A 14,905-nucleotide genomic window follows, 5' to 3' on the forward strand; every position below is an offset into this window, starting at 1 on the left:
GGGTCCCGCAGCCGCCCGGCCCGCCCGGTGCTCCCCAGCCCCCCGGCCCGCCCGGTGGTGGGGTGCACCACGCCGCGACCATGCTGGCCGGTCCCACCCCGGTCGGTCCGCCGCCCGCCGCCCCGCAGCCGCCCGGCCCGCCCGGTCCTCCCGGCGCGGCGCCGGGGATGCCGCCCGGCGCCGCGCCGATGGCGCAGCCCATGCCCATGCCGCAGGCACCGCAGCCGCAGGGGCAGGCGTACGGCTACCCGCAGCCGCAGCCGACCGGGCTGCCGACCGTCGGCCCCGGCTATCAGGCCGTACTGCGCTACCGGGCCCAGGACGGCAGCGAGCAGCAGCTCATCCGCCGCTCCGCGCCCGGCACTCCGCACCCGGAGTGGCAGATCCTGCACGAGCTGCGCGCGATGAACGTGCCGCCGCAGCAGGTGCTGGAGCTGCACACGGAGCTGGAGTCGTGCGAGCTGCCCGGCGGTTACTGCGCCCGCATGATCCGGGAGACCTGGCCGCAGGTGCGGATCACGAGTGTGGCGCCGTACGGCAAGGATCACGCGAGCCGTCAGCTGGGCATGCGGCATCTGCTCACCCACCAGGGCGAGTTGCACCAGGTCGCGGACGGCCCGGCGCGCCCCGCGCCGATGCGGGTGCCGTTGCCGCCGCCGGGTCAGCTGATGCAGGCGCCGCCGATCCCGCCCGAGGGCATCGCGCACGAGCTGATGGGGGCCTTCGGGCCGCAGGGCATCTTCCGGTTCGACCAGGGCGCGGTGTCGCGTCAGGGCGTACCGGAGATCGTGGCGCGGACGCTCGTCTGGGCCGGACTGCCCGTCGATTTCGGGCCGTTCTTCTGGGCGCAGGCCGTGCCGGGGCAGCCGGTGCCGACGCTCGCGGAACTCGCGGCACAGCGCGGCGTGCAGCCGGCGTCGGACGCGGGCTCGTACCTCGTCATGGGCAGCGACTTCGGCCGGGCGATCTGTGTGCAGTACGGCACGGCGAACATCGTGGCCGTGCCGGTGGAGGCGGGCCCCGGCGGTCAGCCCGTGCCGCCGCAGTTCGTCAATACCGGGCTGCCGGAGTTCACCCGTTCGCTGGCGCTCCTGGGGCACATGTGGCGGCTGCGCTTCGGTCTCACGCCTGAGCAGGCCGGTCGCTGGACGGTCGATTTCCAGGCGCAGTTGGCCGCGCTGGACCCGGCGGCGCTGGCGTCGCCGGAGAGCTGGTGGTCGGTGCTGCTGGAGCAGATGTGGGACGGCCTGCTCTGACGGCGTGACAGCGTGACGCCTTGAGGGCGTGAACGGGCGGATGTGCGGGGCGCTCGACCTGCGGGACGGGTCGGGCGCCCCGATCGTGCTCCTGTGGCGCGTCGCCGGACGGGCCGGACCGAGCGGATCGCGTCGACGAGAAGTCGGGGGGCGGACTTCGACGCGGGTGCAGGAGAGGGACTGCGTACGTGCGCTCGCGTATGTGCGGGCCCGTTACTCCGAAGCCGGAGGGTGACCTGGGGCGGGTGAGGCGGCGGCGGCAACTGGTCGGTGCGGTGGCGCGGGAGGCGACGAGCGGGTCCGTGGCGCTCGGTCCGTGGGCGCTGATCCCTTTCGTGCGCGCTGCTCTCTCGGCGGTCACGGTGGAGCGGGGCGCGGTCACGGTGGAGCGGTGCGCCGATGCCGGGGAGCCGGCCACGCCGGCCCGGAAGGGCGAGGGCCTGTCGGGCGGCAGCAGCCGCGGTACGACGGAGACTGTGCCGGTGGCGGCCGAAAAGCTCTTCGGCGCGCCGCGCGACGACCCGTCGATTCCGACTTCTGACAGCAATTGACGCATCCTTGGCCGGGCAGCCGGGGCGGAGTGTCGGGTTTTGAGCGCTTGAACCTGATCCGCCAAGATTGCGACGATTGTGTTGAGCGTCGGAGAGAGGCTTCAAGGATGAGTGCATCGGTTTCACCGTCACCTCACGGCTTCGTCGCCGGACGAGGCCGCGGCTACCGTCCGGATCAGGTGGAGCGGTACGCCGCAGGGCTCTCCCGGGACCGCGACGCCGCGTGGGAGCGCGCCGCGCGCCTCACCGTCCTCAGCAAGGAGATGGAGGCCGAGGCGGCGCGGATGCGCGCGCGGGCCGACGGGCTCGCTCCCCAGACGTACGAAACCCTCGGCATGCGGGCCCAGCACCTCCTCGCGATGGCCGAGGAGGAGGTCGCGGAAGTGGCGGCCACGGCACGCGACCGGGCCCAGGCGCTGCGCGACGAGTCGGCGACGGCCGCCGCCGCCACCCGGGACGCGGCCCGCGCCCACGCGGAGGAGGTCCTGGCGGACGCAGAGGCCCGCGCCCGGCAGATCCTCCTCGGCGCCCAGCGCGCCGCCGACGAGACCAGGACCGGGGCCCGCAGCGACGTGAAGGCGTGGCGGGGCGAGGCGATCGAGGCGCTGAAGGACATGCGCCGCCGCAGCGCCGCCCTGCTCGCGGACCAGGAGAAGGAGCACGCGGAGCGCTGGGAGGGCGCCGAGCGCGAATTCGCCGCGCGGGCAGCGGAGTTGGACGCCCGCCACGCCGAACTGGCAGCCCACGCCGAGGGCGGTCTCGCGGACGCGAAGCGGGCCCTGACCGAGGCGGAGGAGGCGGCCCGGCACGGCCAGGAGAACGCGGAGGCGCGCGCCGCCGAGCTGCTCGCGGAGGCGCGGGTGCGCGAGGAGCGCGTGGTGCGCGAGACGGAGCGCGTCCTGCGCGAGCACGACGACGTGCGCGAGGAGATGCAGGCCCACATGACCCACGTCCGTACCAGCCTGGCCACCCTGACGGGCCGCGCCCCAGCGGAGGGCTGAGTCCGGCCCGGGACCTCCCGGCGGAGGGTGGGGGCGCCGGACCCGGTGGGGCGGGCCGGACGCGTGGCAGGCCCCAGAGGCGACAGGCCCCAGTGTGGCGGGAGGCGCCGGCCCGAGTCCGCTCAGGCCGGTGGGCGCCGGTCGGCCGGCAGCGCGCAGGCAGGTGTGCCGCCCGGCAGGCGGCCACGGTTGTTCGCGATCAGCCGGTACGCGCCGTGGGCCGCCCAGCGCAGGGGCGGCAGCGTGAGCAGCGCCCCCAGCGCGGCCCAGCCCCGGCCCGCGCTCAGCAGCAGCCGGGCGACGGCCTGCGCGCCGCCGTGCACCGCGCCGGCCGGGGTGACCCACAGGGCTTCGTGCTCGGCCCGATGCCGGGTGACGCCGAGGGCGCCGAGGTCCGTGAACTGCCACGGAGTCATCTCGCATCGTGGCCGCAGCCACCGCTCGGCGAAGTTCACCGAGGTGGTGCAGAAGGCGCAGTCGCCGTCGTACACGAGCACAGGTCCGGTCCGCATGACTCCATGGTGCCTGAGGGGGCGACGGCGGATTCGTGTCTGCGCTGGTGACTGCGGTGGTGTCGCACCGCCGCGTGGGTGGCGGTCGCGCGCCGGTCTCCGGGGGCTCGGCCTTTCTCAGTGCGGCCGGGCCGGTGTACTCGACTGCTTCGCGGGCGCGTCGACGGTCTCGCCGCCCCCTGCCCCTGCCAGGATCCACGCCTCGACCGACTCGTACTGGCGGCGCTGGTGCTCGCCGGAGCGACGGTGGCTCAAAAAGGTACCGAGCCAGCCCATGAGGAAGCCGAAGGGGATCGACACCAGGCCCGTGGTGGTGAACGGGTACCAGTTGAAGTCCTGCGCCGGGAACACCGAGTGCGGTGCGCCCGAGACGAGGTTGGTGCCCGTCATCAGGACCATGACGCACAGCGTGCCGCCGATGAGGGTGCACATCAGGCCCGTGCGGGTGAAGCGGCGCCAGAAGAGGCTGTAGACGAGGGCCGGGGCCAGTGCGGAGGCTCCGATGCAGAAGGACAGGGTGACCAGCGGCTGTACGTTCCAGTGGCGGGCCAGTACCGCGAGGGCGATCGTGGGGATGCCGACGCCGATGGCCGCCGCTCTCGCCAGCGCCATCTCTGTCGCGTCGCGGGCCGGGGACGTGCGGATGCCGTGGGCGAAGACGTCGTGGGCGAGGGAGTTCGCGCAGGCCAGGATCATGCCGGCCACCGAGGCGAGCAGCGTCAGGAAGATCGCTGTCGTGACGGAGGTGAGGACGAGGGTTTCGAGCGCGGACGCGTCGCCGCCGACGAGCGCCTGGCTGACCAGCAGGATCGCCGTATTGCCCTGCGGGTCGGACCCGGTGATCGTCTCGCGGCCGACGAGCGCCGCCGCGCCGAAGCCGATCACCGCGATGAGCAGGCAGAAGGCGACCACGGTCGAGACCGCCCAGGACATGGAGCGGCGTACGGCGAGGGCGTCGCGCGAGCTGTACATGCGCATCGTGATGTGCGGCAGGCAGCCGGCGCCCAGGACGACCGTCAACTCGGAGCTGATCATGTCCAGTTCGCTGCCGCCGAACTGGAGGCCCGAGCGAAGGTAGGCGTCGCCCGCACCGCTGCCGGTTTTCGCCGCGCCGAGGAGCTGCGCGGTGCTCCAGTCGAAGCGGCTGAGGATCAGTACGGCGAGGATCACGCCCGTACCGAGCAGGAAGACGGTCTTGATGATCTGGATGAGGGCGGTGCCCTTCATGCCTCCGACGGCCGCGTAACTGATCATGAGTACGCCCAGTACGACGATGCAGCCGGTCCTGAAGCCCGAGCTTTCGAAGCCGAGGATGAAGGACAGGAGATGGCCCGCTCCCGACAGCTGTACGACCATCATCGGGACCAGCGCGGCGAGGGTGACGGCGCCCGCGGTGATGCGTACGGCGCGGCTCGGCGCGCGGCGGGCGAAGGCGTCACCCATGGTGAACCGGCCCGCGTTGCGCAGGGGTTCGGCGAGCAGGAACATCAGGAGGACGAGGGAGAGCGTGGTGCTCAGGGCCAGTACGACGCCGTCGTAGCCGGTGAGGGAGATGACGCCGATGGTGCCGAGGACGGTGGCGGCCGAGATGTAGTCGCCCGCTATGGCGAGGCCGTTGCGCAGGGGGGACAGCGAGCGGTAGCCGGTGTAGAACTCGGCGAGGTCGTCGCGGTCGGGGCCGGTCATGACGCACAGGAGGAGCGTCACCGTGGCCACCGCGATGAAGGCGACCAGGGAGATCTGCTGGGCGGAGTCGCTGAATCCGGTCATTGCGCCCGTCCTCCGCGGCCCTGTCGGCGCAGTTCCCCGGCGAGCGGGTCGACGCGGTGGCGGGCGGACTGCTCGTACACGGCGATGGCGACCAGGGTGACGGGGAGCTGGCACAGGCCCAGCAGGAGGCCGGTGTTGAGGCCGCCGGGCAGCTCGCTGCCCATCAGGCCGGGCGCGAAGCCGGAGAGGATGAGGAAGAGCGTGAAGTAGCCGAGGGCGGTGAGCGTGGCCACGCGGCGCAGCCGCCGGTACGCCGAGCGGAGTCTGCGCAGGTCGCCGTGGTGGCCGGGAACGCTCTGGTGGGTGGGGGCGGGCTGGGGGAGGGGCGGCGGGTCGGGCCGGGAACTCTGCCAGGGGTACAGGTATTCCGGGTAGGGCGACATGTGCGGGCTGCTCCTTGCGCGGCTGGGTCCGAGCGGACTGCAGGGAGAAGCGCGACCGTGGCCGGGGAGCGGCGGCGGGGCGCTGGTGGGTCGCGTACGTTACCCAGCGGTATCGGTGGCGGGGAGGCTTTCGTGCGAACTCGTGCAGGAGTTCCGTCATTTACCGCCGGTAATGCGACGCGCTCAGATCCTTACTTGCGGTAACCAGCCCAGTGGGTCGCTTTCACTCGGCAGGTGTTTCCTCGGTGAGGACGGGGAAGCGGCGCGGTGCCACGAAGACGAGGGCGAGCAGGGCCAGGGCGGCTGCCATGGCCGCGCCGATGTAGACGTGGTCGACGGCCGTGTCCACTGCCCGGCGGAGGTAGTCCGCTGCCTCCGTGGTGAGCGAGCCAGGGTCGGCCAGCGCGTGCGAGACGGAGTCGAGGTCGTCGGGGAGGCCCTCGCTCAGGGAGTCGGGGGCGGCGGCGAGCCGGGACGCGAGGGTGGCATTGGCGACCGCGCCGAAGAGGGCCGCGCCGACGGACTGGCCGACCTGGCGGCAGAAGAGTACGGACGCTGTCGTCGTACCGCGCTCCGCGTACCCGACCGTCGACTGCACGCCGACGATCAGGGGGAGCTGGAAGAGGCCGAGCGCCGCGCCGAGCAGCAGCATGATCAGCGCGGGCTGCCAGGCCGCTCCCGGGAACGGGAGGAGCGGGAAGGCGAGCAGGATCAGCATGGAGCACGCGATGCCGGTGATCGCGGTGAGGCGGAAGCCGATCCGGTTGTACGCGTGCTGGCTCAGCGCCGCCGAGAGCGGCCAGCTGAGCGTCATGACGGACATGACGAAGCCGGCGGCGATCGGGCCGAGTCCGAGGACCGCCTGGGCGTAGGTGGGCAGGAAGACCGTCGGGGCGACCATGAGCAGGCCCAGCGCGCCGAGGGCGAGGTTGACGGCGGCGATGGTGCGCCGGCGCCACACCCAGCCGGGGATGATCGGCTCGGCCGCGCGGCGTTCGACGACGACGGTGGCGGCGGCGAGCAGCGCGCTCGCGCCGAAGAGCACGAGCGAGGGCGGGGACAGCCACGGCCAGGCGACACCGCCCTGGACGAGGGCGAAGAGCAGCAGGCCGCCGCAGGCGAATACGGCGAGGGCGCCGGCCCAGTCGATACGGGGTGCCCTCCTGTTCTTCGGGCGGGACGGTTCGTGCAGGTGGCGGGCGATGAGCCAGAGGGCGATCGCGCCGACCGGCAGGTTGATGAGGAAGATCCAGCGCCAGTCGGCGTACGCGGCCAGCAGCCCGCCGACGGCCGGGCCCGCGATGGCCGACACCGCCCACACGGTCGACAGTTTCGCCTGGATCTTCGGGCGTTGCTTGAGGGGGTAGAGGTCGGCGGCGATCGTCTGGACCGTGCCCTGGATGGCGCCTCCGCCCAGACCCTGCACGATGCGGAAGGCGATCAGGCTGCCCATGTTCCAGGCGCAGGCGCACAGCAGTGAGCCGACGAGGAAGAGGGCGATGCCCGTGATCAGGACCGGCTTGCGGCCGAAGGTGTCGGAGAGCTTTCCGTACACGGGGAGGGTGACGGTGACGGCGAGGAGATAGCCGGAGAAGAGCCAGGAGAAGACGGCGAAGCCGCCGAGGTCGCCGACGATCTGGGGGACGGCGGTGGAGACGATGGTGCCGTCGAGCGCGGCGAGTGCCATGCCGAGCATGAGCGCGGCGACCACGGGGCCGCGGCGGGCGTCGGCTGCGGCGAGGGGGCCGCCGGATATCGCGCCGGTGCTTCCGGCGGTGGTGGCGGCGCTGCTGTCGTCGGGGCTGTCGCTGGTGCTGTCCGCGTTTCCGGTACTGCCCGCACTGCTTCCGGCGCCGCTCACCAAGATCCCTTCACCGTGCACGTATCTGGTCCTCGACACCTTCTCACTTGCAGGTCACGCAGGGGGAGGGTGCAGGCTGCCCGGAGTCGGCGTCCACCTGTGGGTGGACAGCCCCTAGGGGGTTCTCCTCATTTCTGGCCAGGGGCTGTTCGTCCCGGTGGAGGACGAGGAGAACACGCCTGTTCTTTAACTTGGTCCTACGGGCTGCCCGCACCTCGGGGGTGGGGCTGGCCCCAGGGCGAATACGGAGATGCGCACCAGTGTGCGGGGGGTTTCCGGCCGCCAGACTCGCAGTACTCGACCGCCGCCCGTCTCGCGATGTGCGCGGCTCATACGGGCTCATACGACTGAGGAGATTCACCGTGACAACGGCTATGACCATTCCCAGGCACGGGGGCACTGGAGGGCGTACCGCCGTTGCCGCGAGGGCGCGGCAGGTTGTGAAGGCGTACGGGTCGGGGGAGACCCGGGTCGTCGCGCTCGATCACGTCGATGTGGACATCAACCGGGGGCAGTTCACCGCCATCATGGGCCCGTCCGGCTCCGGCAAGTCCACGCTGATGCACTGCCTCGCCGGCCTGGACACGGTGACCTCGGGCGAGATCCACCTCGACGAAACCGAGATCACCAAACTCAAGGACAAGAAGCTCACGCAGCTGCGCAGGGACCGGATCGGCTTCATCTTCCAGGCCTTCAACCTGCTGCCCACGCTGAACGCCCTGGAAAACATCACGCTGCCGATGGACATCGCGGGCCGCAAGCCGGACGCGGCGTGGCTGAACCGCGTGGTGGAGACGGTGGGCCTCGCGGACCGACTCAAGCACCGTCCCACCCAGCTGTCCGGCGGCCAGCAGCAGCGCGTCGCGGTCGCACGGGCCCTTGCCGCACGCCCCGAGATCATCTTCGGTGACGAGCCGACCGGAAACCTCGACTCCCGTGCCGGGGCGGAGGTGCTGGACTTCCTGCGGAAGTCCGTCGACGAGCTGGGCCAGACCATCGTGATGGTCACCCACGACCCGGTCGCCGCCTCCTACGCGGACCGCGTGCTGTATCTCGCGGACGGCCGGATCGTCGACGAGATGTTCTCGCCCACCGCCGACCAGGTCCTCGACCGCATGAAGGACTTCGACGCGCGCGGGCGGACGTCATGACCGTCGTCAAGACCTCCATGCGCAACTTCCTGGCGCACAAGGGACGGATGGCGCTCTCCGCCGTCGCGGTCCTGCTCTCGGTGGCGTTCGTGTGCGGCACGCTCGTCTTCACCGACACCATGAACACGACCTTCGACAAGCTCTTCGCCGCCACCTCGGCCGACGTCACCGTCAGCCCCAAGGCGGCCGAGGACGACAACGGGCAGCGGACCGGCAGGCCCGAGGCGCTCCCCGCCTCCGTCGTCCAGCAGGTGACGAAGGCGGACGGCGTGAAGTCCGCCGAAGGCGGCGTCGTCAGCATGTCCGTGACGGTCGTCAACAGCGACAACAAGAACATGGGCTCCGACAGCGGCGCCCCGACGATCGCCGGCAACTGGACGCGCAACGAACTCAAGTCGATGGACATCACCTCCGGGCACGCGCCGCGCGGACCCACCGAGGTGATGGTCGACTCCGACACCGCCGACAAGCACGGCCTGAAGCTGGGTGACGAGCTGCGCACCATCGCCGTCACCGGCGACATCAACGCCAAGATCTCCGGCATCGCCTCCTTCAAGATGACCAATCCGGGCGCGACCGTCGTGTACTTCGACACCGCCACCTCGCAGCAGAAGCTGCTGGGCAAGCCGGACGCCTTCACGCACGTCGCCGTGACCGCCGAAGACGGCGTCAGCGACTCACAGCTGAAGCAGCGCGTCGCGGGAGTGCTCGACGGCGCGAACGGCGGCCCGTACAAGCTCCAGACCGCGAAGGAAGCGGCGGACTCCGGCCGCGAGGAAGTCGGCTCGTTCCTCAACGTGATGAAGTACGCGATGCTCGGCTTCGCCGGAATCGCCTTCCTCGTCGGCATCTTCCTCATCGTCAACACGTTCTCGATGCTGGTCACCCAGCGCACCCGCGAGATCGGCCTGATGCGGGCCATCGGCTCCAGCCGCCGGCAGGTCAACCGGGGCGTGCTGCTGGAGGCGCTGCTCCTCGGCGTCTTCGGCTCGATCCTCGGCGTGGGCGCCGGTGTCGGTCTCGCCGTCGGCCTGATGAAGCTCATGGGCTCCATGGGCATGGAGCTGTCCACCAAGGACCTCACCGTCGCCTGGACCACGCCGGCCGTCGGGCTCGCGCTCGGCATCGTCGTGACCGTCTTCGCCGCCTACATCCCGGCCCGGCGGGCCGGCAAGGTCTCCCCGATGGCCGCACTGCGCGACGCCGGGACCCCGGCGGACGGCAAGGCCGGCTGGATACGGGCCGGGATCGGCCTGGTCCTCACCGGTGGCGGCGGGGCGCTGCTCTACCTGACGACGCAGGCGGACAAGGCGAAGGAAGGCTCGCTGTTCCTCGGCGGCGGTGTCGTCCTCACCCTCATCGGCTTCATCGTCGTCGGCCCGCTCCTCGCGGGCGTCGTGGTCCGGGCCATCAGCGCCGTACTGCTGCGGATGTTCGGCCCCGTGGGCCGTCTGGCCGAGCGCAACGCGTTGCGCAACCCGCGGCGTACGGGAGCGACGGGCGCCGCACTGATGATCGGCCTCGCGCTGGTCGCCTGCCTCTCCGTCGTCGGGTCCTCCATGGTCGCCTCGGCCACGCAGGAACTCGACAAGTCGGTCGGTGCGGACTTCATCGTCCAGAGCGGTCCCAGCGGCCCGATCGTGCCCAAGGCCGAGAAGGCTCTGCGTGCGGCTCCCCACATCGAGCACTTCACGAGCTACAAGGCGATCGAGGCCGAGCTCACCTCGCCCGACGGCAAGTCGCAGAGCGAGGAGCTGGTCGCCGCCGAGCCGACGTACGTCGAGGACCTGCGGCGCGAGACCGTCGCCGGCGAGCTGGGCGCGGCGTACGGCAAGGACGCCATGTCCGTCGGCAGCGACTACGCGCAGGAGCACGGCGTCAAGGTCGGCGACAGGCTGACCGTCGCGTTCAAGGGCGGCGAGACCGTGAAGCTCAGGGTCGCGGCGATCACCTCGGACGAGTCGAACGTCGACAAGGGGGCGATGTACACCAACGTCACGACCGCCGCGCGCCACCTGCCGGCAGACAAGCTGCCGCCGAACCTGATCATGTTCGCGAAGGCGGTGGACGGCAAGGAGAAGGCCGCGTACGCGGGGCTCAAGAAGGTGCTGGACACGTACCCGGCGATCAAGGTGCAGGACCAGACCGACTTCAAGCAGGACCTCAAGGACGAGATCGGCCAGCTGCTCAACATCGTCTACGGCCTGCTGGCCCTCGCGATCATCGTCGCGGTGCTGGGCGTGGTGAACACCCTCGCCCTGTCGGTCGTCGAGCGGACCAGGGAAATCGGCCTGATGCGGGCCATCGGCCTCTCGCGCCGCCAGCTGCGCCGCATGATCCGGCTGGAGTCGGTGGTCATCGCCCTCTTCGGCGCCCTGCTGGGCCTCGGCCTGGGCATGGGCTGGGGAACCACGGCGCAGAAGCTGCTGGCCCTGGAGGGGCTCGGTGTCCTGGAGATCCCGTGGGCCACGATCGTCACGGTCTTCGTGGGCTCGGCCTTCGTCGGACTTTTCGCGGCGCTGGTCCCGGCGTTCCGGGCGGGCCGGATGAACGTACTGAACGCGATCGCCACGGAGTAAGGGGTGGCGGAAGCCGTACGGTGACGGGCCCGGCCCCGGGGTGTTCCTGCGAACACCCCGGGGCCGGACTGCTGTCCTGGCCGGGGATCCCGGTGCTGAGGGGGCCGGCCGGCCTGCTTGTAGACCGTGCCCAGCGCTTGCCCGGTCCGGCAGCGGGCGTAGCCTGCACTCCGCCTACCGGGCCACAGCGTTCCCTCGCGCGGGTGACGCACAGGCGTCGTAGGCTGGAGCCCCCGGCCCGTGAGACGTGTCGGGCCCTTCGCGTTGTCCCCTCGTCACCCGGACGGAAGCCCTTCATGAGCCTGCACGGTCTGCTGGATGCCGTAGTACGAGACCCGGCGCTCGCCGAAGCGGTGAAGACCGCCACCGACGGCAACCGCATGCACATCGACCTGGTCGGCCCGCCCGCCGCGCGCCCCTTCGCCGTCGCGGCGCTGGCCCGCGAGACGGGGCGTACCGTCCTCGCCGTGACCGCGACCGGCCGCGAGGCCGAGGACCTGGCCGCCGCGCTGCGCACGCTCCTGCCGGAGGAGGGGATCGTCGACTACCCGTCGTGGGAGACGCTGCCGCACGAGCGCCTGTCGCCGCGCAGCGACACGATGGGCCGGCGCCTCGCCGTCCTGCGCCGCCTCGCGCACCCCCGCGCCGACGACCCGTCCGCCGGCCCGGTGAGCGTGATCGTGGCCCCCGTAAGGTCGGTGCTCCAGCCGCAGGTCAAGGGCCTGGGCGACCTGGAGCCGGTCGCCCTGCGGACCGGGCGGAGCGCGGACCTGGGCGAGGTCACGGCGGCGCTGGCGGCAGCGGCGTACTCACGCGTCGAACTGGTCGAGAAGCGCGGCGAGTTCGCGGTGCGCGGCGGCATCCTCGACGTCTTCCCGCCGACCGAGGAGCACCCGCTGCGCGTGGAGTTCTGGGGCGACGACGTCGAGGAGATCCGGTACTTCAAGGTCGCCGACCAGCGTTCCCTGGAGGTCGCCGAGCACGGCCTGTGGGCGCCTCCCTGCCGCGAGCTGCTGCTGACCGACAGCGTGCGGGAGCGGGCCGCGGCCCTCGCCGAGGCCCACCCCGAGCTGGGGGAGCTGCTCGGCAAGCTCGCCGAGGGCATCGCCGTGGAGGGCATGGAGTCGCTGGCCCCGGTCCTCGTGGACGAGATGGAGCTGCTGCTCGACGTACTGCCCAAGGGCTCCATGGCGCTGGTCTGCGACCCGGAGCGGGTGCGGACCAGGGCGGCGGACCTGGTGGCGACCTCGCAGGAGTTCCTCCAGGCGTCCTGGGCGGCAACGGCGGGCGGCGGCGACGCCCCGATCGACGTGGGCGCGGCCTCGCTGCGCGGGATCGCGGACGTCCGGGACCGGGCCCGTGAACTGGACATGCTGTGGTGGTCCGTGGCGCCGTTCGCCGCCGACGAGGAGCTGTCCGAGGACACGCTCAAGCTGGGCATGCACGCCCCGGAGGCGTACCGGGGCGACACGGCGAGAGCGCTCGCCGACACCAAGGGCTGGCTGGCCGACGGCTGGCGCACCGTCTACATCACGGAGGGCCACGGCCCGGCGGCCCGCACCGCGGAGGTCCTCGGCGGCGAGGGCATCCCGGCCCGCCTGGAGGCGGACCTCGCCGAGATCACCCCGTCGGTCGTCCACGTCGCGTGCGGCTCGATCGACAACGGCTTCGTCGACCCCGGCCTGCGGCTGGCCGTACTGACCGAGACCGACCTGACCGGCCAGCGCACCGCCACCAAGGAACTGGGCCGCATGCCGGCCCGCCGCCGCAAGACCATCGACCCGCTGACGCTCCAGGCGGACGACTTCATCGTCCACGAGCAGCACGGCGTCGGCCGCTACATCGAGATGGTCCAGCGCACGGTCCAGGGCGCGACCCGCGAGTACCTGCTCGTCGAGTACGCCCCCGCCAAGCGCGGCCAGCCCGGCGACCGCCTCTACATCCCCACCGACCAGCTGGAACAGGTCACGAAGTACGTCGGCGGCGAGGCCCCGACCCTGCACCGGCTCGGTGGCGCCGACTGGACCAAGACGAAGGCGCGCGCGAAGAAGGCGGTCAAGGAGATCGCCGCCGACCTGATCAAGCTGTACTCGGCGCGCATGGCGGCCCCCGGCCACACCTTCGGCCCGGACACCCCGTGGCAGCGGGAGCTGGAGGACGCCTTCCCGTACGTCGAGACGCCCGACCAGCTGTCCACCATCGCCGAGGTCAAGGAGGACATGGAGAAGTCCGTTCCCATGGACCGCCTGGTCTGCGGCGATGTCGGTTACGGCAAGACGGAGATCGCGGTCCGCGCGGCCTTCAAGGCCGTCCAGGACGGCAAGCAGGTCGCGGTCCTCGTCCCCACGACGCTGCTGGTGCAGCAGCACTTCGGGACGTTCTCCGAGCGGTACGCCCAGTTCCCGGTCGTGGTGAAGGCGCTGAGCCGCTTCCAGTCCGACGCCGAGGCGAAGGCGACCCTGGAGGGCCTCAAGGAGGGCTCGGTCGACATCGTCATCGGCACGCACCGGCTCTTCTCCTCCGAGACGAAGTTCAAGGACCTGGGCCTGGTCATCGTCGACGAGGAGCAGCGGTTCGGTGTCGAGCACAAGGAGCAGCTCAAGAAGCTCCGCGCCAACGTCGACGTACTGACGATGTCCGCCACCCCCATCCCCCGTACGCTCGAAATGGCGGTCACCGGCATCCGCGAGATGTCGACGATCACGACGCCGCCGGAGGAGCGCCACCCGGTGCTGACCTTCGTCGGCCCGTACGAGCAGAAGCAGATCGGCGCCGCGATCCGCCGCGAACTCCTGCGCGAGGGACAGGTCTTCTACATCCACAACCGGGTCGAGTCGATCGACCGGGCGGCCGCGAAGCTCCGCGAGATCGTCCCGGAGGCGCGGATCGCCACGGCGCACGGCCAGATGGGCGAGAGCGCGCTGGAGCAGGTGGTCGTCGACTTCTGGGAGAAGAAGTTCGACGTACTGGTCTCGACGACGATCGTCGAGTCCGGCATCGACATCTCCAACGCCAACACCCTCATCGTCGAGCGCGGCGACAACTTCGGTCTCTCCCAGCTCCACCAGCTGCGCGGGCGCGTGGGCCGTGGCCGCGACCGCGGCTACGCCTACTTCCTCTACCCGCCGGAGAAGCCGCTGACGGAGACCGCGCACGAGCGGCTGGCGACGATCGCCCAGCACACCGAGATGGGCGCGGGCATGTACGTCGCCATGAAGGACCTCGAAATCCGTGGCGCGGGCAACCTGCTGGGCGGTGAGCAGTCCGGTCACATCGCGGGCGTCGGCTTCGACCTGTACATCCGCATGGTCGGCGAGGCCGTCGCGGACTACCGCGCGGCGGTCGACGGCCAGGTCGAGGAGGAGCCCGCGCTGGAGGTCAAGATCGAGCTCCCGGTGGACGCACACGTTCCGCACGACTACGCGCCGGGCGAGCGACTGCGTCTCCAGGCGTACCGGGCGATCGCCTCGGCGAACTCCGAGGACGACATCAGGGCCGTACGCGAGGAGCTCACCGATCGCTACGGCAAGCTCCCCGAGCCGGTGGAGAACCTGCTGCTGGTCGCCGGGCTGCGGATGCTGGCGCGTGCCTGCGGCGTCGCGGACATCACCCTGGCCGGGCCCAACATCCGCTTCGGCCCGGTGGAGCTGCGCGAGTCGCAGGAGCTGCGCCTCAAGCGGCTCTACCCCCGTACGGTGCTGAAGCCGGCGACGCACCAGATCCTGGTGCCGCGCCCGACCACCGGCCAGATCGGCGGCAAGCCGGTGGTCGGACGGGAACTGCTGGCCTGGACCGGGGAGTTCCTGACCACGATCCTGGGGTCGTAACGGGAGATGCGCCG

At 71.5% G+C, this 14,905-nt stretch carries 10 protein-coding genes; 6 read left to right on the forward strand and 4 right to left on the reverse strand.

Annotation, left to right across the window (positions count from 1 at the left end; genetic code table 11):
• The 3 genes from ACWIHY_RS15270 to ACWIHY_RS15280 all read left to right on the forward strand — a co-directional run.
• Positions 1–1,256: SUKH-4 family immunity protein (locus ACWIHY_RS15270; protein ID WP_454376124.1), on the forward strand; the 1,256-nt coding region annotated here is incomplete at its 5' end.
• Between the two features lie 335 nt (positions 1,257–1,591).
• Positions 1,592–1,807 (forward strand): hypothetical protein, encoded by a 216-nt coding sequence (locus ACWIHY_RS15275; protein WP_454376125.1) that lies wholly within the window; start codon positions 1,592–1,594, stop codon positions 1,805–1,807.
• Between the two features lie 107 nt (positions 1,808–1,914).
• Complete coding sequence (locus tag ACWIHY_RS15280; RefSeq protein ID WP_454376126.1) at positions 1,915–2,808, forward strand: cellulose-binding protein; 894 nt, start codon at positions 1,915–1,917, stop codon at positions 2,806–2,808.
• A gap of 122 nt (positions 2,809–2,930) precedes the next feature.
• Here the strand turns inward: ACWIHY_RS15280 and ACWIHY_RS15285 are convergent, their stop codons facing one another.
• The 4 genes from ACWIHY_RS15285 to ACWIHY_RS15300 all read right to left on the reverse strand — a co-directional run bounded on the left by ACWIHY_RS15285 (position 2,931) and on the right by ACWIHY_RS15300 (position 7,229).
• A complete protein-coding gene (locus ACWIHY_RS15285) occupies positions 2,931–3,320 on the reverse strand; it encodes a thiol-disulfide oxidoreductase DCC family protein (RefSeq protein WP_454376127.1) in 390 nt (129 codons plus the stop codon).
• A 117-nt stretch (positions 3,321–3,437) separates the two neighbouring features.
• Positions 3,438–5,090 carry a sodium/solute symporter gene (locus ACWIHY_RS15290; RefSeq protein WP_454376128.1) on the reverse strand — a complete coding sequence of 551 codons (1,653 nt, stop codon included), beginning with the start codon at positions 5,088–5,090 and terminating at the stop codon, positions 3,438–3,440.
• Positions 5,087–5,473, reverse strand: a complete 387-nt coding sequence (locus tag ACWIHY_RS15295; RefSeq protein ID WP_454376129.1) for a DUF485 domain-containing protein — start codon at positions 5,471–5,473, stop codon at positions 5,087–5,089. Before ACWIHY_RS15295 ends, ACWIHY_RS15290 begins: the two co-directional genes overlap by 4 nt.
• 223 nt (positions 5,474–5,696) lie before the next feature.
• Positions 5,697–7,229 (reverse strand): MFS transporter, encoded by a 1,533-nt coding sequence (locus ACWIHY_RS15300; protein ID WP_454376300.1) that lies wholly within the window; start codon positions 7,227–7,229, stop codon positions 5,697–5,699.
• A gap of 467 nt (positions 7,230–7,696) precedes the next feature.
• Between ACWIHY_RS15300 and ACWIHY_RS15305 the strand changes: the two genes are divergently transcribed.
• The 3 genes from ACWIHY_RS15305 to mfd all read left to right on the forward strand — a co-directional run bounded on the left by ACWIHY_RS15305 (position 7,697) and on the right by mfd (position 14,891).
• Complete coding sequence (locus tag ACWIHY_RS15305) at positions 7,697–8,485, forward strand: ABC transporter ATP-binding protein (protein WP_454376130.1); 789 nt, start codon at positions 7,697–7,699, stop codon at positions 8,483–8,485.
• A complete protein-coding gene (locus tag ACWIHY_RS15310) occupies positions 8,482–11,064 on the forward strand; it encodes an ABC transporter permease (protein ID WP_454376131.1) in 2,583 nt (860 codons plus the stop codon). The genes ACWIHY_RS15305 and ACWIHY_RS15310 overlap by 4 nt, the downstream gene beginning before the upstream one ends.
• A gap of 296 nt (positions 11,065–11,360) precedes the next feature.
• Positions 11,361–14,891: a transcription-repair coupling factor gene (mfd, locus tag ACWIHY_RS15315; protein ID WP_454376132.1), complete on the forward strand. Its 3,531-nt coding sequence runs from the start codon at positions 11,361–11,363 to the stop codon at positions 14,889–14,891.
• The last annotated feature ends 14 nt before the right edge of the window (positions 14,892–14,905 follow it).

This window comes from Streptomyces sp. NPDC055287, from assembly GCF_053646035.1.